Genomic DNA, 23,448 nt, shown 5'->3' on the forward strand with positions numbered 1-23,448 from the left:
CCGAACACGCAACGGAGAACGCAGCATGGTGACACGCAGACGTTTCCTGCAGGGCGCAGCCGCCCTGGGCCTGCTCGGCAGCCGGCTCGAACCGCTGGCGGCATTCGCGGCACCGCGCAACGGCCATGCGATGTCGCCCGCGCCCGAGCCCGACGGTTTCGCCCGCCACGTGGATGTCTTCATCGGCACCGGCGGCCACGGCCACGTCTATCCCGGCGCCACCTTGCCGTTCGGCATGGTGCAGCTGAGCCCGGACACCAACGACGCCGGCTGGGATGCCTGCTCGGGCTACCACCAGGGCGATGGTTCGATCATGGGTTTCTCGCACACGCACCTGAGCGGCACCGGCGCCAGCGACATGCTCGACGTGCTGGTGATGCCGGCACAGGGACCGGTGCTGCTGCAACCGGGCGGGCGTGGATTGCCGGACCTGAACTACCGTTCGCGTCACGACGGCGCCGATGTCGGCGAGCGGATTTCGCCCGATGCGATGGCGCAGCCCGGCCCGGGTTACCGCTCGACGTACGATCAGGAACAGGCGCAGCCGGGCTACTACCGGGTGCACCTGAAGAACCACGACATCCTCGCCGAGCTCACGGCGACCCTGCGCACCGGACTGCATCGCTACACCTTCCACGGCGACGGCAGCGGCCACCTGCTGGTCGATCTCGCGCACGGCTACCACGACGATGCCGCGGTACCCAGCAAGGTCAGCGATGCGCGGCTGAAGCTGGTCGGCAACGACACCCTGGTCGGCGAGCGGCGCGTGCATCAGTGGGCCGGCGGCCGGCACATCTATTTCGCGATGAAGCTGTCGCGCCCGATCACGCAGGCCACGTTGTACAACGAAGATGCGGCCCTGCCGGCCAGCGCCGGCGAAACGCAGGGGCTGCACCTGAAGGCGGCGCTGCACTTCGACAACATCGCCAGCGCGCCGCTGCTGGTCAAGGTCGGCATCTCCGGCGTCGACGTGGCCGGCGCGCTGCGCAACCTCGACGCGGAAGTGCCCGGCTGGGACTTCGAACAGGTCCGCAGGACGGCGGCCGCAACGTGGGAGCGCGAGCTGGGCCGCATCCGCATCGACACGATGTCCGAAGACACGCGCAGCATCTTCTACACCTCGCTGTACCACACCATGCTGGCGCCGACCCTGTTCAGCGACGTCGATGGCCGCTACCGGGGCATGGACCTGGCCGTGCACCAGCTGCCGTCGGGCGCGAACAACTACAGCACCTACTCGCTGTGGGACACCTACCGGGCGCAGCATCCGCTGCTGACGCTGTACCAGCCCGATCGCGTGCCCGACCTGGTCAACGGCCTGGTGCGGATGGCCGGCGAAAGCCCTGACGGCCCGCCGGTGTGGCCGCTGCAGGGCGTGGAAACCGGTTGCATGATCGGCTACCACTCCGCCGCGGTGGTAGCCGAGGCGCATGCGAAGGGCTTCACCGGCATCGACTACGCCGCGGCCTGGCCGCTGTTTCGCCGTCGGGCGATGGACGACGACTACCGCGGCCTGCCGTACTACCGCAAGCTCGGCTACATCCCCAGCGACAAGGAAGGCGAGGCGGTCAGCAAGACGCTCGAATACGCCTACGATGACTGGGCCGTGGCCAGGCTGGCCGATGCCGCTGGCGCGCATGCCGAAGCTGCCCGGCTGCGCGAGCGCTCGCGCAACTACCGGCACGTGTTCGACCGCCAGTCGGGTTTCGTGCGGCCACGCGCGAAGGATGGCCACTGGCTGGAACCGTTCGATCCGCGCGGCATGGGCCACTCGAGGAAATGGCGCGACTTCACCGAATCGAACGCATGGCAGGCGACCTTCCTCAATCAGCACGACCTGTACGAATACATGAAACTGTTCGGCGGCGAGCAGGCGTTCGAGCGCAAGCTGGATGAACTGTTCAACACCAGTTCGGCGCTGCCGGCCGATGCGCCGCCGGACATCGCCGGCCTGGTCGGCCAGTACGCCCACGGCAATGAACCCAGCCATCACGTGGCCTACCTGTACGCGTACACCGGTGCGCACCACAAGACCCAGGCACGCGTGCGCAAGCTGCTGGAAAGCATGTACGAGGCGCAGCCCGACGGCCTCGCCGGCAACGAGGACTGCGGCCAGACCAGCGCCTGGTACGTGCTCGGCGCGCTGGGTCTGTACGCGGTCGATCCGGTCAGCGCCAACTACGTGTTCGGCAGCCCGCTGGTCGATCGCGCGGAGATCGAGCTGGCCGACCGGCGCAGGCTGATGGTGCTGGCCCCGGGCAACGGACCGGACAGTCCGTACATCCAGTCGGTCAGCTGGAACGGCCAGCCATGGAGCCGCAGCTGGATCAGCCACGCCGAGCTGGCCGCCGGCGGCACGCTGGAATTCCGGATGGGCAGTACGCCGAACCCGGAATTCGGCGCGGCGCCGGCGGACCGGCCGCCGTCATTCGGCGAGGCCGCCGGCAGGAAGGCCTGACGACGGCGAGGGCTCACCAGTCCGTGGGGCGGTAATCCTTGAGGAACTGCCCCCACACGTGTTCGCCGGTGTTGATGCCGTGGATGATCGGATCGACGATGCGGGCGGCGCCGTCGACGATGTCCAGCGGCGGATGGAAGCGTTCCTCCGCCACCTTCCTCGCGGCCAGCTCGGCCGGGTCCTCGTCGGTCACCCAGCCGGTGTCCACGCTGTTCATGTGGATGCCGTCGTTGTGGTAATCCGTCGCCGAGGTGCGCGTCATCATGTTGAGCGCGGCCTTGGCCATGTTGGTGTGCGGGTGCCGGGTGGTCTTGAAGTTGCGGTAGAACTGGCCTTCCATCGCCGACACGTTGACGATGTGCTTGTCGCGATCGGCCGTGCGCAGCATCAGCGGCTTCAATCGCGCGTTGATGATGAACGGGGCGATCGCGTTCACCAGCTGCACCTCCAGCAACTCCACCGACGGCACCTCGGCCATCAGCAGGCGCCATGAATTGCGCTGGCGCAGGTCGACCTGCTGCAGGTCCTGGTCGAGCCGGCCTTCGGGGAACAGGTGACTCTGCGCCAGCAATTCCTCCGGCAGCAGCGCCACCTGCGACAGCTCGGCGGCGCGGGTCAGGCCGGGAACGGAGGAATCGTGCCGGGCCGGCGCATCGCCTTGCGGCAGGATGTTCGAGCTGCGCAAACCCTCGTAGTGGCCGACCAACTGGCGCACATGCTCGGGCATGTCGTGCAGCGCGGCGGTCTCGCCTTCCATCATGTGGGCGTAGAAGTCCGGCGGTCGGCGCACGGTCTGGCAGGCGTTGTTGATGATGAAGTCCAGCCGCGGGCGGGTGGCCACCAGTTCCTGGCAGAACGCTTCCACGCTGGGCGTGTGGCGCAGGTCAAGGCCGTAGACCTGCAGCCGGTGACCCCATTCGGCGAAGTCCGGTTCAGCCGCGTAGCGCGCCGCCGAGTCGCGCGGGAAGCGCGTGGTGACGATCAGCTCGGCGCCGGCGCGCAGCAGTTTCAGGCCGGCCTGGTAGCCGATCTTCACCCGGCCACCGGTGAGCAGGGCCACGCGTCCGCTGAGGTCGGCCAGTTCGTCGCGCTTGGCGTAGTTGAACGCGGCGCAGTCGGGGCACATCTGGTCGTAGAAGAAGTGCAGGGTGGAATACTTCTTCTTGCAGACGTAGCAGTGCCGGGGTTCGATGGCTTCGCGCGGCTGCGCGGCATCGGCTTGCGGCGGGATGTCGTTTGGCTGGAATCCCTGGGGCGGGAACAGGTTGGCCGTGGTGAACACGGGGCGGCGGCGCAGCGTGCGGATGCCGGTCTGGTTGAGTACCGATTCCTCCGCTTCGACCTTGCTGGCGTAACGGGCCTTTTCAGCCGCCTTCAGCTTGATCCGACGCGCCGCCGGGTCGGGGTGATAGACCTGCGCCACGGCCTGGTGCAGGCGCTGGCGATCGTCGGCCGGCAGCCGGTCCAGCAGCTCGCGGTCCGCCGCCACCGACTCCAGCAGTTCAGCCGCGGCGCGCAGACGCTCCAGCAGGCAGGCATCGGCGTCTTCGGGCGGGGAGGCGGGGGGCATGTTCAAGGCGGTCATTCGTCGTCGGTCATCGGCAGGAAGGGGCGGACACCCGGGATGGCATGCCGCAACCGCCTATTTTGCCTGTTTTTCCGCGCCAACCGGGAAAATCCGGCCGGCCGCGGCGCGCGATGCCCCTGAACCGCCCCGCACGGGCTTCCAGCGATGCGATCCAGCGCACACTTTGTTGGCGCGGTCGATGCAAGAGTGAAACCGTAGTTGTCCAGGCTGGACGGCAGGTATCCGGGTGACGGGGCGCTGGCAGAGTCGAGAGCCGTGGTCGCCCAAGCAGGCAGGGTTGTTTTGTGAGTTTGTCGATTTCTGCAAGTGCGCCAGTGCAAGAGGCCGCCATGGCCGATCCGTCCGCCGTATTGCCCGCCATCAAGAGCGTGCTCGACAGCTTGCCGACCGCGCATCGCGCCCTGCCGATCGGGCGCCGGATCATCGGCCAGGGCTGTCACGGGGCCGTCCGCAGCGACGAAGCCACGCCGCGCATCCGCTTCGTCTATTTCACGGCCGGCGCCGAACATGATCGTCACGCCGCCTACCATCGCCACCTGATCACCGCCGAAATCCTGCTCGACCGCGTACTGGCTGCCCACGCCGCCGGGCTGCGCTCGATGGCGCCGTCGCTGGATTACGCCGCCGAGGCGCGGGCCACGGTGCCGCCACCGGCAGGCCTGTTTCATCGCGCCACGCTGGAACATCGGCGCTGGTATCGTGCCGACGGCAGCGTCCGCGCGGTGCCGCTGACCCAGGAGGCACTGTCCCTGCGGATGGCGGCCACCGACGAATTGTCCATGCGGGAAGCCAGGGCCCGCACCGCGCAGCGTTCGCACGCGCTGCCGGCCCGCGACCAGGCCTGGCTGGTTGCCCGTCGCGCCATCCCGCTGGGCCAGCGCCCGCTGAACCAGCCGGAGTGCCGCAGGCTGGCCGCTGCCCTCGACGGGATCTGGCAGGCATCCACGGGCAACTCGCACGTGGAACGGGCCAACCGGCGGATCGCCCTGAGCGTGGTGGCCGTGCTGGGCAACCTGCTGGACGAATACGTGGCCTCGCCCTTCCAGTGCGCCGCCTTGAGCGAAGCGTTCAACACCAGCCACCTGGCCCATCTGCGCCAGACCATCGCGGACTCGCGCCAGACCGAGTCGGCGTCGGACAGCTTGCTGGCCGGTCCGAAGGCCTGGTTTGCCGCCAAGGCCGTCCGCATGCGCGCCGAACACCAGCTCGGCCTGTCGATGTCGCCAGCGGCGTCTGCCAGCATCCGCCTGTCCGGCCGTGCCGTGGTGACCATGATCGGCGGTCGCCTGTACACCTTCATCGACGGTCGGCGATCGGGCTCGCGCCGGCTGCCGCCCCTGCTGGCGACTGACGCGCTGTCGGCCTGAGCTGATTCCCCGCCGCGGCGACCGAGCGGACGACCGTTCAGCTGTCCGCGCCGAACGGGGTACGGATTCCCGGCAAAGGCGTACCATGCGGCGCATGGCGGCTGCAGGGAGGTGCTCGTCATGTCCGATTCCCGACCCCTGGCCAGCGACGGTTCCACCGACGCGCTGTTCGCCGTGGTGTACGCGCGGCTCAAGGCGATGGCCGCCCGACAGTTGTCGAATCGTCGCCAAGCCACCCTGGACACCACCGAACTGGTGCACGAGCTGTACCTGCGCATGGGCCAGCGCGAGGCGTTGCATTTCGACCATCCCGCCCAGTTCTTTGCCTACGCCGCGCGCGCCATGCGCCACCTGCTGATCAACCGCGCCCGCGATCGCCTGCGCCTGTGCGCGGGCGGGCAGTGGCTGCGGGTTACCCTTGACGACCAGGATCTGAAACTGGCGCTCGACACCGCCGAACAGACGCTGGCGCTGGACGCCGCGCTGGACGCGCTGGAACAGTCCGACGCCCGTGCCGCCCAGGTGGTGGAACTGCGTTACTTCGCCGGGCTCAGCCTGGAACAGGTCGCCGACACGCTCGGCGTGGCCCGGCGCACCATCGACCGCGACTGGCGCTTTGCCCGCGCATTCATCAAGGCCCGCATGGGTTGAGGGTGCCGGGCGCGGCATGCCGTCGGGGTGGCGGCGAAGCGCGATCGGGGGCGAGGTCGCAAACGGGGCATGTTCGGGGTTAACCGTGGCAAGGCATACCGTGGGGAGTTCGGCGTGGAACCCGCAACGACAATGCGCGACGTGTTCGAAGCGGCACTCGGGCTGCCCGCGCCGGAGCGTGCGCGTCTGCTGGACGAGCGCTGCCCCGATCCGCTGCGGCGCGCGGAGATCGAACGCCTGCTCGCCGCCGACGCCACCGAAGGCGAGCTGCTGTCCACCGGCGATGCCGCCTGTGCCGCGCGGGCCATCGGCGATACCAGCGTCGCCCAGGCGCTGCCGGCCGGCAGCCGCATCGGTCCGTTCGAGCTGGTCGAGGTGCTGGGCGAGGGCGGTTCGTCGACGGTGTTCCGGGCCTTTCGCCAGGTCGATGGCGTACGCCAGGAAGTGGCGATCAAGCTGCTGGCGCGCGGCCTCTACACCGCCGATGCGCAGCGCCAGTTTCGCCGCGAGCGCGAGGCGCTGGCGCGCCTGCGCCATCCCGGCATCGCCCGCCTGATCGAGGGCGGCATCACCGAGGCCGGTCTGGCCTATATCGCGCTGGAGCTGGTCGACGGCGTGCCGATCACCCGCTACGCCAGCCAGCACCGGCTGGACCTGCGCCAGCGGCTGGTGCTGTTCCTGATGGTCTGCCGTGCGGTGGAGACGGCGCATCGTGCACTGATCGTGCACCGTGACCTGAAGCCGTCCAACGTGCTGGTCACCGCCGACGGCCACGTCAAGCTGCTGGACTTCGGCATCGCCATGCTGCTCGACGAGGACGCCGCCGAGCAGATCCATACCCAGCATCGCGCCTTGACGCCCGCCTACGCGGCGCCCGAACAGTTCGCCCAGGAACCGGTCACCGCGGCGACCGACGTGTATGCGCTGGGCGTATTGCTGGACGAACTGATCACCGGGCAACGGCGCGCCAGCGTGGATGCCGGCACCCCGTCGTCACGGCTCAGCCCGGACACCGTCACCACGGCTTACGGCACCGTGCCGGCCAGCGTGTCGAGGCTGCGGCACAAGCTGCGCGGCGATCTCGACAACATCGTGCTGAAGGCCATCGCCACCGAGGCGGAGCGTCGCTACGCCTCGGCCGGCGCACTGGCCGAGGACATCGAGCGCCACCTGGACCGCCAGCCGGTGCTGGCCCATCCGCCGTCGCGCTGGTATCGCACCAGCAAATTCGTGGCCCGCCATCGCGGCGGCGTGGTGCTCACCTCGTTGTTCGTGGCGGCCGTCCTTACCTCATTGTCGATAGCGCTGTGGCAGGCGCAGGTGGCCCGCCAGCAGGCCGCACGCGCGAACATGGTGCGGGATTTCGTCGAGAGTCTGTTCGCACCAGTGCGCTACGGTGCCGCCACATCGGAACAACCGAGCCTGGACGAACTGCTGGCCCATGGCGTCGCGAAACTCGACAACGCGCCGTCGATGGATGACGGCAGCCGCGTGGACCTGCTGGCGATGTTCTCGCGCCTGTACGAGGACCTCGGCGATGTCGCGCAGGCGCGCCAACTGGCGAACCGGGCCGTCGCCTTGTCGGAACGGACGCTGGCGCCGTCCGCCATCGAATCGATCCGTGCGCTGACCGCACGGGGCTACGCCGCGGTACGCATGGAGGACTATGCCGACGGCGGCACCGACCTGCGGCTTGCCCACCAGCGCATGCTGGCGCAGGGCATCCGCGGCGAAGCGCTGATCGACCTGCTCGGTCCGCTGGGCGCGGTCGAGGACAGCGAAGGCCATGGCGAAGCCGCGCTGGACCTCGCCCGCGAGGCACTGGCCGAACGGATCGCCAGCTGGGGGCCGGACGATCCGCGGGTCGGCATCGGCTACAACGACGTCGCTTCCGCGCTGGAAGGCCTGGAGCGCTACGACGAGGCGATCCCGATGTGGCGGAAAACGTGGCAGTTCGAGCTCGCGCATTTCGGTCCGTCCAGCAACCAGACGACGCTGGCGCTGGCCGGCCTGGCCTCGTCCACCTATCGCGCCGGCCACTGGACGCAGGCACATGCACTGTTCGCACAGGCCCTCGCGATGTACGCCCGCAACGGCAATGCGCCCCAGATCACCCAGGTGTATGCCGCGCAGAAAGCATGCGTGCTGGAGGGGCTGCGCGCCGATCACGCCAGCGCGCAGGCGCGTTGCGGGCAGGCGCAGGCCTGGTCGGCCAGCGGCTTCGGCGCGGATACCGCCCTGCATGGCGACTCGCTGGAGGCCACGGCGTTTGGCGAGGTGGAGGCGGGCGATCTCGTCGCGGCGCGCAAGCTGTTCGACGCGGCCCGCAAGCTGTACGGCAGCGATCCGGCCAACCGCATGCGGATCGGCCGCTTGGACAGCGAACTGGCCGGCATCGCCCTGCTGGAAGGCCAGCCTGCCGTGGCGCGCAAGCTGCTGCCGGAAGCCATCGCCGGCCTGCGCACGCGCAAATACCGGATGCCGCCGCTGATCGCCGAGGCGCGCCTGCTGCTGGCCTGCGCCCAGACCCCCGCCACGCCGTGTCCAGCCGACCTGCAGGCGACAGTCGAGCGCGACCTTGCGGCGGTGGCGCCCCGCAACGACCCACAACTGCTGTGGGTGCACACGCTGCTGGCGCAGGTCGAGCTGGCGCATGACCAGGCCGGCGAGGCAAAGACCCGGCTGACGGCAGCGATTCCCCGTGCCGCCGGCGAGTTGCCACCGGCGCATCCGCGTCGACTCGCGGCGCAGCTGTGGCTTGCCGTGGCCGCGGCGCGCAGTGGCGACTGCGCCCATGCCGAAGCGCAGGCCCGCGCCGCCAGCGCGACCATCCAGGCCGGCGGTCTCGCTGCACATCCCGAGCTGGCCATTGCCAGCACGCTGCTGCGCCATCCCCTGGCTTCCTGCGGCCTGTTGCTGGACTGACCGGCGCTTCAGCGTCCCACTGATCGTCCCGGCTGGCCTGCGTGGACCGAGCGGTGGGCACATGTCGCAACTTGTCGCCCTTCGGTGTTCTCCGTCTTGCCACGACCACGCGGTCGGGCGGGGCAGGGGCTGCATCAACGACAAGCCAAGGGGGCACACCGTCATGTTCCATCAGCGCACTTTCGTATCCGTCGCAGCGGGGCTGGTCCTGCTGGCGACGGTCGTCGGCACACCGGCGCAGGATCGCCGTCACCAGCCATCACCGGCTGCCAACACGCTGGTCACCGCCAACCCTTCGGGCTGGCTGCAGACCAGCACGCCCAGCGGCAGCATCGACACCGCCAACCCGTTCTTCCAGAGCTTTGGCCCCAACGGTCGCTCCTGCGATTCATGCCATCGGCAGGCCCAGGGCTGGTCGATCACTCCGGACGAACTGCGCCAGCGCTTTGCCAGCACCGACGGCAACGATCCGATCTTCCGCCTGGTCGACGGCGCTGTGTCGCCACGGGCCGATGTGTCCAGCCTCTACGCGCGGCGCATCGCCTACTCCATGCTGCTCAACCGGGGCCTGATCCGCGTGGGCATGCCAATGCCGGCGAATGCCGAGTTTCACCTGACCCGCGTCGATGATCCTTACGGTTACGCCAGCGCGAGCGACCTGTCGCTGTTTCGGCGCCCGCTGCCGTCGACCAACCTGATCTGGCTTACCGCGGTCATGTGGGACGGGCGTGAGACCGTCGCGCCATTCAAGCCGCCGATGGATGCCGGCATCAACCACGAGAACATCATCGAGAGCCTGGCTTCGCAGGCGCGTGACGCCATCCTCGGTCACGAACAGGCCGCGGTCGCCCCCGACGAGAGCGTGATCGACCGGATCGTGGACTTCGAACTGCACCTGTTCACCGCCCAGCTGGTCGACCAGGACGCCGGCAAGCTCAACGCCGGGGACGGCATGGGCGGCGCCAGCATCCTGGCGCAGCAGCGCTTCTGGATCGGCATCAACGATACCCTGGGCGGCGATCCCACCGGCGATGCCTTCGACGAGAAGGCGATGCGCCTGTTCGACGAGTGGAACGTCCCCGGCGCGCAGTTCAGCCACGATCGCGGCGAGCGTGCGCGGGCCGCGATTGCCCGCGGCGAGCAGCTCTTCAACACGTTGCCGATCGCGATCAGCGGCGTGGCCGGGCTCAACGACGTGACCGGCCTGCCCGTCATCCACGGCAGCTGCAGCAGCTGCCACAACGCGCCGAACATCGGCAATCACTCGGTGGCGCTGCCGGTGGACATCGGCATTGCCGACGCGAGCCGACGCACGCCGGACATGCCGCTGTACACGCTGACCAACAACGCCACGGGCAGGAGCGTGCAAACCACCGACCCCGGCCTGGCGTTACGTACCGGCAAGTGGGCTGACATCGGCAAGTTCAAGGGGCCGATCCTGCGTGGACTCGCCGCACGCGCGCCGTACTTCCACAACGGCTCGGCGGCGACGCTGATGGACGTCGTCGACTTCTACGACACCCGCTTCGACGTGCACATGAGCGGGCAGCAAAAAAACGATCTCGTGGCGTTCCTGTCGGCGCTGTGAGGCGTCACCACCGGAGGTAATCGATCATGCGTGCCTTGTCGGTTCTCTGCTACGGCGTGCTCTGCTACGTCGTGTTCTTCCTGACGTTTCTCTACGCGATCGCCTTCGTGGGGGACTTCCTGGTACCCCGGACACTGGACCGGCCGCCGCCGATCGGGCCGGAGACGCCCACACCCTGGATCATCGACCTCGCACTGCTCGGGCTGTTCGCCGTGCAGCACAGCGGCATGGCACGCCGCGGCTTCAAGGCGTGGCTGACACGCGTGGTGTCGCCGGCGATCGAGCGCAGCACCTACGTGCTGCTGTCCAGCCTGGCGCTGATCCTGTTGTTCTGGCAGTGGCAGTCGTTGCCGGGCACGATCTGGCAGGTGGACGCCGGCTGGGGCCAGTCGCTCCTGTATGCGCTGTTTGCCTTCGGCTGGCTGCTGGTGCTCACCGGCACCTTCGTGATCAACCACTTCGACCTGTTCGGCCTGCGCCAGGTGTGGCTGTACGCTCGCAGGCGCCCCTGTACGCCGTTGCCGTTCAAGCAGCATTTTTTCTATCGCGTCGTGCGCCATCCGCTGATGCTCGGTTTCCTCATCGCGTTCTGGGCCACCCCGCACATGAGCGCCGGCCACCTGCTGTTTGCCCTCGCCACCGGCGGCTACATCCTGATTGCGGTGAAATTCCTCGAAGAACGCGACCTGATCGCCGCGTACGGCGGTGACTACTGCCGCTACCAGCACGAAGTACCGATGCTGTGCCCGTGGCCGCGCCCGCGCCATGGCAAATCGTCCCGTTCCGCACCCGGGGTGGCGCATTGAGCGGGTACCTTGCCCGCTGGCAAACCGCTCTTCAACGCGCTGTCGATATGGTCGAACAATTGGCCATGTGCAGCAGCACGCCGGCCAGGCTTTTCAGGTCCTGGGCGTTGTGCGCGGCCACCCGTCGCAGGTTCCGGGCAGAGCCGCCGCGCAGGTAGGTGAGCCAGGCGGCCGGCGCCTCGGCGCCGGGCAGGTCGTCCTCGCGCACCACGCCGAGCAACTGTCGTTCGGCGGTGGCCAGGCGGCAGTTGGGCCACTGCCGCTTCCAGTACCGTCGCACCGGATGCAGCAGGTCCAGATGAGCCAGGCCGGCCAGCGGATTGGGCAGGCGGGCGAGGCGATAGCGGGTGGCCAGCAGCGGTGCGTCGTAGCACTTGCCGTTGTAACTGACGAGCACGGTGTCCTCGCTCAGCCACTTGGCGAACGTGTGCAGCATGGCGGTTTCGGCGGCCATCGTGGTGAGGGTGAGCTGGCGGATGCGGAAGCGGCCATCGAGCCAGTCGGCGGCGCCAATCATGAAGGCGCGGGTGCCGGTGCCACCGGCCAGGCCGGTGGTCTCGGTGTCGAAGTGCAGCAGGCGATCGTGATGTACCAGTTCCATCCGGGCGAAGCTGGCGTCGATGATCGCCGGCGGAGCGAGCCAGTCAATCCATTGTTCGGTGTAGCGCAGGCCGGGCGCGATCTCGATGCCGGGCACCTCGCGGTCGTTGGACGAGAGTGTGGCCGGGCCTCGCTTCAGTTGCGCGTGTCGTTGCAGCAGGCGACGCAGTTCGGGGGAAATCACCCGATCCGGCACGGTCACCGCATGGCTGCTGACGGAATGGATGATTGATGTCGCTACAGGCGTGCTGGCGACTTTGCCGGCTTCCACGCGCAGCTTGCGCATCCGTGCAGCCAGCGCATTCACAGTGCCACCAGCAGTGCCAGCACGCGCAGCGCCAGCGCCTTCGGCGTGCTGGCTGCCTCTTCGTCCGCGGCCAATACAGGGCCGACACAGGCCGGGCAGCCGGCGCGGCAGTCGCAGCGTTCGATCAGGCTAATCGATTGCGCCACCAGATCCTCGCGACGCTGGAACAACGGCTCGCTCTGGCCGATGCCGCCGGGGAAGGCATCGTAGAGATAGACGGTCGGCGTGAACGGCGTACCTGGCGCCAGCGTGGCGGGTTGACCGTCGTTGCCACGGATCTGGCTGCGGCCACTGAGGTCGGCGGTGACGAACCACGCGCCATCGCCCGAGCCCACGGACTTCTGCAGGTCGCGCGCCTCGGCCATCACCGCCACGGTGGCCACGATGTGCAGCGCATAAGCCGCGCCGAGGAAACCGTCCAGCGCCTGCTGGCGCTGTTCGAACGCAGCATCCAGCACCGCCTGCGGCAGTTGCCACCACACCGCGGTGGTGTGCAGTTCCTGGTCGGGCAGGTTGACCGGGCCGAAACCGATGTTTTCGTGCGAGTAGAAGCGGATCTTCTTGTAGCCGGGCACGCGGCGCACCACGTGCACCTCGCCGTGATGCGCCTGGCCGCAGCCGGCGTGCGAGCTGTCGAAGCAGTCCAGCACTTTCAGTTTCGTGTAGTCGATGGCGTCGGTGTAGTAGTCGACGTTGGTGCGCGTGACATAGGCCTTGCGGCCTTCCCAGTCCAGCTTTTCCACCTGGTAGGGCAGCGACTGGATCATGTGGATGGCGCCTTCGTACAAGGTCACCGCGGCGGCGGAATAGTCGACCTCGGCGATGATGGTCTGGCGACCATCGGTGCGGTCGACCACCACGAAGTTGCCGTCGGCCACCGAGCGCAGCGACACCGCGATGGCCGGGTAGCTGTCGGCAATCCATTCCCAGCGATCGCCTTCGCGATGCAGTACGCCTTCCTCGCTGAGCAGGTCCAGCCACGGCGTGGCCACTTCGGTGCCGAACATTTCGTCGCCCACGAAGGGCAGTTCGAACGCGGCGCAGCGGATGTGGTCGAGCAGAATCAGCGGCTGATCCGGCTGGATGCGGGCATGCTCGGGCGTGGCGTCCTGGAAGAACTCCGGATGCCGCACCAGGTACTGGTCCAGCGGATCGGAGCTGGCCACCAGCACGCCCAGCGCCGATTGCTGGCGCCGGCCGGCGCGGCCGAAGCGCTGCCAGGTAGCGGCGACCGAGCCCGGATAGCCGTTCAGCACCACCACGTCAAGGCTGCCGATATCCACGCCCAGCTCCAGCGCCGAGGTGCTGACGATGCCGTCGATGCCGCCCTCACGCATCGCCCGCTCGGCGGCGCGGCGTTCCTTCGGCAGGTAGCCGCCGCGATAGGCGCGGATGCGCGGTGGCTTGCGCGGGTCGTGGTCGAACACGTCCTTGAGATACTTGGTCAGTACCTCGACCATGCTGCGCGACTGGGCGAACACCAGCGTCTTCATGCCCGACTTGATCGCCAGCCGCGCGATGCGATTGGTCTGCGAGCGCGCCGAGGCGCGCAGTCCCAGATCGGGATTGATCACCGGCGGATTCCACAGCAGCACATGCTTGTCGCCGGTGGGCGCGCCGCTTTCGGTGATCGCGGTGACCGCGTCCTCGATCAGTGCCTCGGCGTGCTCCTGCGGATTGCCGATGGTGGCCGAGCACAGGATGAACTGCGGCGTCACGCCGTAGAACGCGCAGACGCGTTTCAGCCGGCGGATCACGTTGGCTACGTGCGAGCCGAACACGCCACGGTAGGTATGCACCTCGTCGATCACCACGTAGCGCAGGTTCTCGAAAAACTGCGCCCACTTGGTGTGGTGCGGCAGGATCGCCTGGTGCAGCATGTCCGGGTTGCTGACCACGATGTCGCCATGCAGGCGGATCGCCTGCCGCGCATCGCCGGGCGTATCGCCATCGAAGGTGAAGGCTTTCACGCCCAGCTCGCCGGCGTTGTTCAACTCCAGCAGTTCGGCTACCTGGTCCTGCGCCAGCGCCTTGGTCGGGAACAGGTACAGCGACTTGGCCCTGTCCTGCATCGCCGCGCTGATCACCGGTAGCGTGTAGCACAGTGACTTGCCCGAGGCGGTGGGTGTGACGATCGCGACGTGCGCGCCCGATTGCGTGGCCTTCCACGCCTCGGCCTGATGGCTGTAAAGCTGCTCGATGCCCCGCGTGCGCAGGGCTTGCGCCAGTGCCGTCGGAAGATCCGCGGGCATCGGCGCGAAGCTGCCCTCGCGACCGGGCACCACGAAGGCGCCGGTGATCCGCGCCGCGTAGCGCTTCGACAGGCGCTGGGCCAGCGTGCGGCCATCGCCGGGGTCGCGCAGTACCAGGTCATCGGTGGCATAACGGTCGGGCAAGGCGCTCATGGTTGGCATCCGCGAAAGTCTTCGCGGATTAAGCCGGCGTGGTGTCTCACTGGGTGAGATAGGCGTTCCGCGAGCGTGCACGAATGACGCTCCTCCTGCCTGCTCAGCGCGCCAATCGGTCCAGGGCCACCTTCATCGCATGCGCACCAGCATCCATCGCTGCCTCGATCGCGCCACCGATATCGTCGGGCAGGAAATCCGCCAGCCAGACCACACGAGTGGCATCCGGTTCGGCCACCACCTGGGCGGAGGCGTTGTAGTGCGTGGCGCCCACACCTTCGGCTGACCACACCAGTCGACGGCTGCACTCGTCCAGGGTGATGATCGGCTCGCGCACGCACTGGCCATTGGCAAAGGTGACCCGCCGCGCACCGGGTTCGAGACAGGTGTCGATGACGAAGCCGGGCACCAGGCGCGTATGCAGCGCACCGATGTCGCGGATCGCATCCCATGCATCGTCGGGATGGGCTGTGGTGATGATGTCCTTGCGTACGGTTGCCAAGGGGTTCTCCTCGTTGGACTGGATGATGCCGTCCCGCTGCAGTCAGTCACGCAGAGCTGCCGCAATACGCCTCGATGCGGTAGCCGTCAGGGTCGCTCACGAACGCGGCGTAATAGTTCGCGCTGTAATCTGTCCGAAGCGCAGGTCCCCCGTTGTCGCGCCCGCCATGAGCGAGCGCAGCGGCATGGAAGGCATCAACGCTGGTGCGGCTGGGAGCCAGCAGGCAGATGTGCAGCCCCGAGGCGTCGTTGGCCGGAACCGGTGCCTCGCTGCGCAGCACCCAGAACGCCACCGAAGTCGCGCCGTAGCCGAGCGAGGTTGCATCCGCACTGAGACAGCGATAGCCCAGCGGCTGCAATGCGGCGTCGTAGAAGGCCCTGGCACGCGTGATGTCGCGGACGCCGATGGACAAGTGGTCGATCATGGGTGACTCCGATGATGGTCGGTGGCAGCATCATCGACGTGACTGCAACTGGCGGCTTGGGAAAAATTGCTGTTCGACCGAAAGGCCTGTTCCCCGGTGACGATAGAGGCAACAACATTAGCCAGCGGCAATGGCTGGAGCGTGCAGGAGGTGATCTGCAGCGCCGGGCCGCGCGATCGTGCGTTCGAGGAGCGCCATGAGACCGTCTCCATCGCGGCGGTCCTCGCCGGAACCTTCCTGTATCGCAGCGGTCAGGGTGATGCTCTGCTGGCGCCCGGGTCGTTGCTGCTCGGCAACCATGGCCAGTGTTTTGAATGCGGACACGAACACGGCACCGGCGATCACTGTCTGTCCTTCCATTTCACCCCGGCCTGCTGGGAAAACCTGGTAGCCGCCATGCCCGGCGTACGCAAGGCCACATTCGGCCACTCGCATGTGCCGCCTGTGGCGTCGCTGACGCGGCTCCTGGCCCGACTGGAATCTGCCCGACAGGGAAATGCCGCCGCGCTGGAGGAAATCGCCATCGATCTGGCGGGCATCGCGCTGCATGTGGATGCCGGGCTGTGCCCACGATCGGGCCGCCTTGGCCGTCACGACGCCCAGCGCGTATCGGATGCCGTACGCCGTATCGAAGCCGGTGCGCAACTGGCCGACGATAGCCTGACGCTGGGCGAGCTTTCCCGCGAAGCCGGCCTCAGCCCCTGGCACTTCCTGCGGGTGTTCCGCCGCGTGGTGGGCATGACCCCGCACCAGTACGTGTTGCGCACACGCATGCACCGCGCCGCCGTTCAGTTGCGCGACTCCACCACATCCATTTCGGGCATTGCCTTCGAGGCCGGATTCAGTGATCTGTCCACGTTCAATCACCGCTTCCGCGCCGTGATGGGCATGAACCCGGGTGCGTATCGGGCCCGGCCGAAATGCTGAGCTGACCTGGTGGGCCAGCCACGATCGTTCCGCGGCGGCGTTGTCATCCTGTTCGTCAGATGGGTTGACCTATGACCTCTGGCCCTTCGGCAAGCGCACCTTGCCGTCGTAGGCTTGCGCAGCCATCCGGCAAGTGACATCCGTCCCTCAACCGATGGCAGCAGACGACGAGTGAAACCCGGCTTGCACCCGACAGTCCGTCGCGTGCCGGACAGGTAATGCGCGGACGTCCAGAACTCCCCCACGAGCGGGCTGCCTGATTTCTGGCGGCGTTCGTGCCCCAAGGCTGTAACCAAGCATCAGGAAATCCCATGAACAACAGCAATGTCCTTTCGAACAAGCATTCGCAGCGTCGCTCCTCTTTCGCACGCAGCCTGGCCATTTCCGCCGCCGTCGCCCTGTGCGGTGCGGCAGGATCGATGGCGGTCCATGCACAATCCACCGTCGGCAGCGTCTTCGGCATCGCGCCGGCAGGCGACGCCATCTTCGCCCAAAACGGCACGACTGGAGTCCAGCGCCGCGTCCATGCCGATGCCAAGGGTCGCTACAAGATCAGCTCGCTGCCGACTGGCATCTACACGGTTACGCTGGAAGAGAATGGCCAGCCGGTCGTGAAGCACGTGAACGTTCCTGTTCGAGTCGGCGGCGGCATCAAGGTCGATTTCGATTGCGCCAAGGGTGAATGCGGCAAGCTCGCAGACAAGTCCTGATGCATCGTCCGGGGTAAATGCCGATGGTCTCGTCAGCGTGCTTCGATCGTGATGCGTGCGGCTGGCCATGCGGTCATTCCCGGCAAGTCCGGCGTCGGAAGACGCCGGACTTGCGTTGCGGAACATCTCCATCCCACAGGTGAGCGCCTGACTTTCCGGCACGTTAGAGCAGGCTTTCCAGCGGCAGCAGCTTGAGCATCTGTACCTCGATCCGACGGCTGGCGGTAACGCCGGGGTCGTGGTCGTAGGTCACCGGCTTGCCGTGTTCGGTGGCCTGCCATTGCATGGCACCGTGCGCCGATCCGTCGGTTTTCAGCGACACGCGGTAGGCGTACTCGGGCAAGGTGGCGGTGTCGAAGAACTCGGTCACCGCGGCGGCCAGCGGCGGGCAGTCGACGATGATGCCCATCTCGGTGTTGAGCAGTTTCGAGCGCGCGTCCATGTTCATCGAGCCGATGAACACCTTCTGCCGATCCACCACGATGGCTTTGGCGTGCAGGCTGACGCCGGACGAGGTGCCGCCGGAGGTGGCCGGTTGCGACGCGCCCGTGGCCGGTTGCAGTTCGAACAGTTGCACGCCGCTTTCCAGCAGCGAGCGGCGATAGCGCGAGTAGCCCGAGTACACGATCGGCTCGTCGTTGGAGGCGAGCGAATTGGTCAGTACCTTGACCGTCACGCCGCGCCTGGCCAGCGCGTCCAGATACGCCGAGCCACGCTCGCCGGGAATGAAGTAGGGCGAGATCAGCAGCAGTTCGTGCTGCGTGGCATCGGTCATCGCCTTGATGTCCGGACCGATGCGCAACTGCGGCTGGTCGGGCCCGGCCTCGATCTTGGACGGCTGGTCGGCCACCAGCGTGGCCGGCCCCCAGAACCAGCTGCCCGGACGATCGGCGGATGCGCCGTGGGGCAGGGCGTCCAGCGTCGCCTGCGCATAGTCCGATTGCGCGAACACGCGCGCATCGTGGGCCAGCTCCACCCGCAGCTTCGCCAGGTCGAAGTGATCGGCGTGCTTGCCGTGGAACGCCTTCACCGGATAGGCCGCGTCGCAGTTCCAGTATTCGTCGAACGCGTGCGAGGCCTGGTTCACCACCGGTCCGATCGCGATCAGGTCGAGGTCGCGGAAGTTGGTGTTCTCGCCGGCATCGAAGTACGCATCACCGATATTGCGTCCGCCCACGATCGCCACGTTGCCATCGGCGATGAACGACTTGTTGTGCATGCGGCGGTTGAGCCGGTGCGTATCGAGCAGGAACTGGGTGGCCCTGGACAGCAGCGATGGACTCTTCGTGGCAAACGGATTGAACAGGCGCACCTCGATGTTCGGATGGGTGTCCAGCGCGTCGAACAGGTCGATCGCCTGGCTGGCGTTGATGTCGTCCACCAGCAGGCGCACGCGCACGCCGCGATCGGCCGCGGCCAGCAACCGCTGCGCCATCAGCCGTCCGGTCGCGTCGTTGTCGAAGATGTAGTACTGCAGGTCAAGCGAGTGCTGTGCATGGTCGGCCAGCGCCACGCGGCTCATCAGCGCATTGGTGCTGCGCATCAGCAGACGAAAACCGGATTGCTCCTGGTGCTTGTCCGCCTCGGCGTGCACGTAGCGCGCCGCCGGCGTGCTCACGGTGGGCGGCAACGCCTTCGACACCGGCTTGACCACCGGTGCCGGGGGCGAGCAGGCCGCCAGCGCCAGGCCGAGCAAGGCCGATCCGACCGCCTTGATGAGATACCGCATGTGCACCTGCCTTTGCGTTACGCGCCGACCCCGGCTTCGCAGCCATCGTGACCGTCGGCGTACTGTGCGAAGCGGGCCGTGAATTCCACGCGACTGGCGCGCTGCGCTGCTTCGGGCCGGCTGCTGGTCGTTCGGATCAGCAGGCAAGAGGGCGTACGGAACGACACGGCTACCCGCGCCGTTCCGTACGTTCCCCCGACGCGCTTACAGGTCGAAGCCGAAGCCCGCGCCGGCGCTGGACTCACCGCGACTGAAGCTGGCACCCAGCGAGAACGAACCGTGGTCGCCGACACGCTTGCCATAGCCGATCGATACCGCGCCTTGGCCTCCTTGCGCGCCCATGCCGATCGCGATGCGTCCATTCGGGCCACTGCCATTGGATGCGTTGACCGCCATCTGGGTCATCGCGGTGCCCATCGCGCCGACCTGGCTGATGCGCTTGTCGGTCTGCGCAAAACGCCTGCCGACCTGCTGCTGATACTGGGTGAAACTGTCGTTCCAGGTCGCGAACCTGCTGTCGGTGTACGACTTCGTGGCTGTAGCGGCGGGCGGACGTGCTTTGCTTCGAAAGTGAGGCGCGTGTTCCAGGCGCGGCGTCGGCCCCTGTCTAGCCCCAGCTCGACGCCGGTATGGCACCGGGGGCGAACATGCCGTGCGGCCCGAAGTGGAACATGCGCGAGCGGTCGCGTGCGTAGTCGAGGCCCTTGTCTGCCAGCACGGACCGGTTCAGGTCTTCATACCATCGCTGCACCGTCGTGGCGTCGGTCAACAGCAGGATTCTCCAGTCGGGGAACGCGACCGTGATCGGCTCGTCGCCGTGCCAGGCGAACTGCGCCTCCGCGCCATGCTGCACCATGTCGGTGCCGATCAGCTGGTTCAGCGAGACGCGGATGCGTTCGAACTCCATGTTCGTGAGCAGCGGAGTGAAGTTCTTGACGCCGTGGAGCTGGCCTTCGTGGCGCCGGTTGTCGGTCTCGTTGCCGCGGACGATCACGTCCTTGAGGTCGTAGTCGCCGTGGATGTAGACCCAGCCCTTGCCGGCATGGTTCAGCTGCAGGCAGCCGTAGTGGCGGGAGGCGGGGTCGACGTCGACGCGCCAGCGCCACTCGGCCGAACAGGCAGCGACGCGGCCCACGCCCCAGGCGGCCCAGCTCTCCGGACGCTGTGGATCGCCCGTGGCCGGCATGTCGGCCGCCAGGTAATGCATGCCGTCGTGCCAGGCGTCCGTCGCCTTCTGCAGCTTGGCCGGCTTGTACGCCCCGGGATGCATGCCCGGATGCACCACCAGTCCGGCGATGACGTACTCCTGTCTCACCATGCGGCCGCCGACCGAACGCACGACAGCCGGCGGGTTGAGGTCGGCGGTCTTGGCCTTGATCAGGGCCGGCTTGGGGTAGTAGCCGGGCACGCAGACGTAGCGCAGCGAATCCTCGTTGGTGTGGCGCACCAGCAGGATGACGTTGCGTTCCCGCGCCACCATCAGGAACTTCCGAAGGTCAGTGCCCCGCATGCCGATGCCGATACCCATGTCCGCCGCTCCTGTGCCGTATGGATGCCCAAAAGTGTACGTATTTCGAGACGTCGTGGTTCCGGCAACGCCGGGGCACGTCGATGTTTGCTGGCGCCCTTATCCGGAGCCGCCTGGCACCCGCTGCACGCGCTTGCGGTAGGCGTGCACATTGTCGCCACGGATGCGCGAGTCACGCGTGCCTTTCACCTCGTCGATCTTCTGTTCCGAGCCGGTCACGGGCTTGGCCACCACGGCCGTCTCGTGTTCGAAGTCGTGTGACTTGTCGGTGTTGCGGTAATACCGGTACAGGGTCCAGTACAGGCCCGCTGCCCCGGCCGGCCCCAATGTCAGCAGCCACAGTCCACTGTCGTCGCTCATGACGAATGTCCCAGGATGAAGAGTGCGATGGCTTCGAGAAAGGTGCCGACGGTGAGCGCGGCCGTGAGCAGCTTCCACTGCTGCACCGGTACGCTGCCCATGGTTTCGCCGGTGCGGCCGTTCACCGCGATGTAGTGCAGCATGCCGCCGTTGGGGCCTGGCTGGTGATAGGAGTACAGCCACACCGGCAGGTACATCGACACCCAGCGCGTGCCATGCACGCTGAGTTGTTCCTGTTCCCAGCGCACGCCGCGATCGTAGCGGGCCACGGACATTTCGACCTGGGCGCGGGCGATCGACAGCAGCTCGTCTTCCAAGTGCGGGCGAAGCTTTTCCACGTCCAGGTCACGCTTTTCCGAGGTGATGCCGGTGAGGTAGGACGCGTTCCACTTCACCGCGTTCTTGGTGTCGAACGGCAGGATCGTGTTGATGATGTTGTTGGTGTTGGTGCGCGTGTCCAGGTTGCCGCGTTCGCTGGAGGATTCCAGCGGCAGGTCGTCCACGGTGAAGTCCACGTGGCGATCCAGCCGGTAGACGTCGGCGTCGTAATAGGTCTTCTTGTCGCTGGTGTATTCGCGCGTCTTGATCTCGCCCTGGCCAGCGACGCTGGCGCTGACATTGCCATCGACGATCATGTACGGCAGGTAGACGGGAACGACGTTTTCGGGCGTGAACTGTTCCTTGAAGGCCTTCAGCGCGAACAGTCGGCGCTTGTCCACGAACTGGCGGATGCGCGCCACCGCGTCGTCCTTCTTGATGTGGAAGGGCAACACCGCGTCGGGCACCGCACCGTTCGGCACCTGCTCGTTGACGCCGAACACGTGACGGCACCAGTGGCAACGCGCGGTCATGGCGTTGGCGGTATTGATCGTCACCTCGGCGCCGCAGCCGGGGCATTTGAAGGTCATCAGGCTGGCCGTGTCGGCCTTGATGTCCTGCGCACCGGAAGCGATCACCGTGCCCTGCAACTGGTCGATGCCCTCGCCCAGTCCGAAGGCCTCCTCGACGCCTTCGCCATGCCATTCGTGACGGCAATACATGCAGATCAGCAGGTCGGTGCCGGGCCGTTGCCGGATCTCGGTCGAACCGCATTTCGGGCAACGGTTGAGGCCGTCCTTGAGCTCGTCGGCGGCGGTGTCGATGGCGATCGGGTCCGGCGCCTGCAACTCGTCGCGGATCGGTGGGGGCAGGGTGGCTGGATCGATCGGAAAGCTGCCGTGTGGCGGCGGCACATCCTGCGGCGAGCCGGGGCCGGTAGGCGGCGGCCCCGGCGGTAGCGGGGGAATGGTGGTGTTCATGGTGTGAGCGCCGTTCGCCGTTTACAGGCCGAGGGCCTTGGCCTTGGCCGCGTCGTAATCGGCCTGGGAGATCAGGCCGAGATCAAGCATCTCCTTGGCCTTCTTCAGCTTGGCGATCGGGTCGTCGGCCGCCGGTGCGGCTGGCGCCACCGGCTGCTGCAAACCACCGATGCCACCCATCATGCCCGACGCCATGCCGATGCCCATCATGCCCGCCGCGCCGCCGTTCTCGCCGGCCGCCTGCATGCCGGCGGCGACGCTGGCCTGCAAGTTGGAATTGCCGCGGGCGCCGGAAAGCGCATCGGCGCGCTGCACCGTCTTCAGTAGTTCGCGGGTGTTCGCGTCGTACTCGATGGAGACGATGGCGGTCTTGACGATGGCCAGGCCGCGATCGGACTTCCACTGGTAAGCGCTTTCCACCGCATCGGACAGGCTCTTGGCGAAGCCCAGCGAATCCTGTTGCAGCTTGGTGATGCGGTGTTCCTTGTTGCCGTCGTTCGAATACAGGCTGAAAGCCGGGGCAAGCGAACCCACCACCTCGTTGAAGAGCTGGCTGGCTGCGGCGTTGTCGATGTCGGTGAAATCGAACACCTTGCCCGGCTGCAGATACGTCGCCGGCACGAAGTTCTTCACGAACAGGATCGGATCGACGATCCTCAGCGTGTACGAGCCGCGCGTCACCGCGCCGACCTGGGTATTGAGGAAGGCGTCGTCCCAGTAGATTTCCGATTGCGTGCCGAAGCGATTGTCCGGCAGTTCCTTCAACGAGACGAAGAACGCCGCCTGCTGCGAACCCGGCTGGCCGCCGAACTTGAAGCGCTCCCAGCTCTGCTTGACCAGCGAATCGACAAGGCCGCCGCCCGAGAAAATCGAGGTCGAGTTGAGGTCGTCCGAACGCCATTCATAACCGCCGGCCTCGGCGGCGAAGCCGGTGATCTTGCCGTCCTGGAACAGCAGCAACCCGTAGCCCTCGGGCACGACGATCTTCGAACCATTGGTGATGATGTTCGACGAGCCGTGCGTGTTCGAACCGCGCCCGGCATTGCTGCCCTGAGGCACTGCCGCAAACAGCGCCGCCGTCGACGGCAGGCCGTCCGGAATCGTGTAGAAATCCTTCCATTGATCGGCCAGCGTGCCGCCGATCGATCCCGCCACTGCCTGAAAAAGACCCATGACTTTTCCCCTTGGATTCGTGGCCGGGCAAGACACCCGCCATGCCCGTCGAACTATACCCCGCAAGGCGGGGCACGCGAACCGTCAGACGCGAGGCCGGTT

General features: G+C 67.1%; 19 protein-coding genes. 8 read left to right on the plus strand and 11 right to left on the minus strand.

Annotated features, from left to right (window positions below):
* Positions 1-25 precede the first annotated feature (25 nt).
* Positions 26-2,458, plus strand: coding sequence for a GH92 family glycosyl hydrolase (locus AC3A56_RS09690; protein WP_487770161.1), 2,433 nt, complete (start codon positions 26-28; stop codon positions 2,456-2,458).
* A 13-nt stretch (positions 2,459-2,471) separates the two neighbouring features.
* Here AC3A56_RS09690 and AC3A56_RS09695 read toward each other — a convergent pair whose 3' ends face one another.
* Complete coding sequence (locus AC3A56_RS09695; protein WP_487770162.1) at positions 2,472-4,043, minus strand: SDR family NAD(P)-dependent oxidoreductase; 1,572 nt, start codon at positions 4,041-4,043, stop codon at positions 2,472-2,474.
* A 332-nt stretch (positions 4,044-4,375) separates the two neighbouring features.
* On the opposite strand from AC3A56_RS09695, the gene AC3A56_RS09700 reads away from it, so the two are divergent.
* The 5 genes from AC3A56_RS09700 (at position 4,376) to mddA (ending at position 11,383) form a co-directional block, all read left to right on the plus strand.
* Positions 4,376-5,413 (plus strand): hypothetical protein, encoded by a 1,038-nt coding sequence (locus AC3A56_RS09700; protein WP_487770163.1) that lies wholly within the window; start codon positions 4,376-4,378, stop codon positions 5,411-5,413.
* A gap of 120 nt (positions 5,414-5,533) precedes the next feature.
* Entirely contained in the window at positions 5,534-6,064 is a 531-nt protein-coding gene (locus tag AC3A56_RS09705; RefSeq protein WP_056718575.1) for an ECF-type sigma factor, read from the plus strand.
* Positions 6,065-6,196: 132 nt separating this feature from the next.
* Positions 6,197-8,989 carry a serine/threonine-protein kinase gene (locus AC3A56_RS09710; protein ID WP_487770164.1) on the plus strand — a complete coding sequence of 931 codons (2,793 nt, stop codon included), beginning with the start codon at positions 6,197-6,199 and terminating at the stop codon, positions 8,987-8,989.
* A 163-nt stretch (positions 8,990-9,152) separates the two neighbouring features.
* Positions 9,153-10,577 carry a c-type cytochrome gene (locus tag AC3A56_RS09715; protein WP_487770165.1) on the plus strand — a complete coding sequence of 475 codons (1,425 nt, stop codon included), beginning with the start codon at positions 9,153-9,155 and terminating at the stop codon, positions 10,575-10,577.
* Between the two features lie 26 nt (positions 10,578-10,603).
* Positions 10,604-11,383 carry a methanethiol S-methyltransferase gene (gene mddA, locus AC3A56_RS09720; RefSeq protein ID WP_487770166.1) on the plus strand — a complete coding sequence of 260 codons (780 nt, stop codon included), beginning with the start codon at positions 10,604-10,606 and terminating at the stop codon, positions 11,381-11,383.
* Positions 11,384-11,414: 31 nt separating this feature from the next.
* Here mddA and AC3A56_RS09725 read toward each other — a convergent pair whose 3' ends face one another.
* The 4 genes from AC3A56_RS09725 to AC3A56_RS09740 form a co-directional block, all read right to left on the minus strand.
* A complete protein-coding gene (locus AC3A56_RS09725) occupies positions 11,415-12,269 on the minus strand; it encodes a ribonuclease H-like domain-containing protein (protein ID WP_487770167.1) in 855 nt (284 codons plus the stop codon).
* Positions 12,270-12,286: 17 nt separating this feature from the next.
* The gene (locus tag AC3A56_RS09730) at positions 12,287-14,695 is read right to left on the minus strand and encodes a DEAD/DEAH box helicase (RefSeq protein ID WP_487770168.1); all 2,409 of its coding nucleotides are present in this window, start codon (positions 14,693-14,695) and stop codon (positions 12,287-12,289) included.
* Between the two features lie 103 nt (positions 14,696-14,798).
* Positions 14,799-15,197: an SRPBCC family protein gene (locus AC3A56_RS09735; RefSeq protein WP_056718569.1), complete on the minus strand. Its 399-nt coding sequence runs from the start codon at positions 15,195-15,197 to the stop codon at positions 14,799-14,801.
* Between the two features lie 46 nt (positions 15,198-15,243).
* Positions 15,244-15,621: a VOC family protein gene (locus AC3A56_RS09740; RefSeq protein WP_204111311.1), complete on the minus strand. Its 378-nt coding sequence runs from the start codon at positions 15,619-15,621 to the stop codon at positions 15,244-15,246.
* Between the two features lie 66 nt (positions 15,622-15,687).
* Here AC3A56_RS09740 and AC3A56_RS09745 point away from each other — a divergent pair, with 66 nt between their 5' ends.
* Positions 15,688-16,548: a helix-turn-helix transcriptional regulator gene (locus tag AC3A56_RS09745; RefSeq protein WP_487770169.1), complete on the plus strand. Its 861-nt coding sequence runs from the start codon at positions 15,688-15,690 to the stop codon at positions 16,546-16,548.
* A gap of 311 nt (positions 16,549-16,859) precedes the next feature.
* Positions 16,860-17,258: a carboxypeptidase-like regulatory domain-containing protein gene (locus tag AC3A56_RS09750; protein WP_487770170.1), complete on the plus strand. Its 399-nt coding sequence runs from the start codon at positions 16,860-16,862 to the stop codon at positions 17,256-17,258.
* 163 nt (positions 17,259-17,421) lie between these two features.
* Here the strand turns inward: AC3A56_RS09750 and AC3A56_RS09755 are convergent, their stop codons facing one another.
* From AC3A56_RS09755 to AC3A56_RS09780, 6 genes are all read right to left on the minus strand, one after another.
* Positions 17,422-18,987, minus strand: a complete 1,566-nt coding sequence (locus AC3A56_RS09755; protein WP_487770171.1) for a phospholipase D family protein — start codon at positions 18,985-18,987, stop codon at positions 17,422-17,424.
* Positions 18,988-19,191: 204 nt separating this feature from the next.
* Positions 19,192-19,404, minus strand: coding sequence for a YadA-like family protein (locus tag AC3A56_RS09760; RefSeq protein WP_487770172.1), 213 nt, complete (start codon positions 19,402-19,404; stop codon positions 19,192-19,194).
* A gap of 190 nt (positions 19,405-19,594) precedes the next feature.
* Positions 19,595-20,515, minus strand: coding sequence for a hypothetical protein (locus AC3A56_RS09765; protein WP_487770173.1), 921 nt, complete (start codon positions 20,513-20,515; stop codon positions 19,595-19,597).
* A gap of 99 nt (positions 20,516-20,614) precedes the next feature.
* Complete coding sequence (locus AC3A56_RS09770) at positions 20,615-20,875, minus strand: hypothetical protein (protein ID WP_007808840.1); 261 nt, start codon at positions 20,873-20,875, stop codon at positions 20,615-20,617.
* On the minus strand, positions 20,872-22,173 hold the full coding sequence (locus AC3A56_RS09775; RefSeq protein WP_487770174.1) for a TFIIB-type zinc ribbon-containing protein: 1,302 nt from the start codon (positions 22,171-22,173) through the stop codon (positions 20,872-20,874). The genes AC3A56_RS09770 and AC3A56_RS09775 overlap by 4 nt, the downstream gene beginning before the upstream one ends.
* Positions 22,174-22,194: 21 nt before the next feature.
* Positions 22,195-23,346: an SPFH domain-containing protein gene (locus tag AC3A56_RS09780; RefSeq protein ID WP_487770175.1), complete on the minus strand. Its 1,152-nt coding sequence runs from the start codon at positions 23,344-23,346 to the stop codon at positions 22,195-22,197.
* Positions 23,347-23,448: the final 102 nt, after the last annotated feature.

It is taken from the genome of Rhodanobacter sp. Soil_C_14, from assembly GCF_057657335.1.

Bases quoted from the DNA above. Each gene is read 5' to 3' on its own strand.
- AC3A56_RS09750 (WP_487770170.1), top strand. From the start codon at position 16,860: ATGAACAACAGCAATGTCCTTTCGAACAAGCATTCGCAGCGTCGCTCC.
- AC3A56_RS09710 (WP_487770164.1), top strand. From the start codon at position 6,197: ATGCGCGACGTGTTCGAAGCGGCACTCGGGCTGCCCGCGCCGGAGCGT.
- AC3A56_RS09780 (WP_487770175.1), bottom strand. From the start codon at position 23,346: ATGGGTCTTTTTCAGGCAGTGGCGGGATCGATCGGCGGCACGCTGGCC.
- AC3A56_RS09765 (WP_487770173.1), bottom strand. From the start codon at position 20,515: ATGGGTATCGGCATCGGCATGCGGGGCACTGACCTTCGGAAGTTCCTG.
- AC3A56_RS09715 (WP_487770165.1), top strand. From the start codon at position 9,153: ATGTTCCATCAGCGCACTTTCGTATCCGTCGCAGCGGGGCTGGTCCTG.
- AC3A56_RS09740 (WP_204111311.1), bottom strand. From the start codon at position 15,621: ATGATCGACCACTTGTCCATCGGCGTCCGCGACATCACGCGTGCCAGG.
- mddA (WP_487770166.1), top strand. From the start codon at position 10,604: ATGCGTGCCTTGTCGGTTCTCTGCTACGGCGTGCTCTGCTACGTCGTG.
- AC3A56_RS09690 (WP_487770161.1), top strand. From the start codon at position 26: ATGGTGACACGCAGACGTTTCCTGCAGGGCGCAGCCGCCCTGGGCCTG.
- AC3A56_RS09770 (WP_007808840.1), bottom strand. From the start codon at position 20,875: ATGAGCGACGACAGTGGACTGTGGCTGCTGACATTGGGGCCGGCCGGG.
- AC3A56_RS09725 (WP_487770167.1), bottom strand. From the start codon at position 12,269: ATGCGCAAGCTGCGCGTGGAAGCCGGCAAAGTCGCCAGCACGCCTGTA.
- AC3A56_RS09760 (WP_487770172.1), bottom strand. From the start codon at position 19,404: ATGGGCACCGCGATGACCCAGATGGCGGTCAACGCATCCAATGGCAGT.
- AC3A56_RS09755 (WP_487770171.1), bottom strand. From the start codon at position 18,987: ATGCGGTATCTCATCAAGGCGGTCGGATCGGCCTTGCTCGGCCTGGCG.
- AC3A56_RS09730 (WP_487770168.1), bottom strand. From the start codon at position 14,695: ATGAGCGCCTTGCCCGACCGTTATGCCACCGATGACCTGGTACTGCGC.
- AC3A56_RS09705 (WP_056718575.1), top strand. From the start codon at position 5,534: ATGTCCGATTCCCGACCCCTGGCCAGCGACGGTTCCACCGACGCGCTG.
- AC3A56_RS09700 (WP_487770163.1), top strand. From the start codon at position 4,376: ATGGCCGATCCGTCCGCCGTATTGCCCGCCATCAAGAGCGTGCTCGAC.
- AC3A56_RS09695 (WP_487770162.1), bottom strand. From the start codon at position 4,043: ATGACCGCCTTGAACATGCCCCCCGCCTCCCCGCCCGAAGACGCCGAT.
- AC3A56_RS09775 (WP_487770174.1), bottom strand. From the start codon at position 22,173: ATGAACACCACCATTCCCCCGCTACCGCCGGGGCCGCCGCCTACCGGC.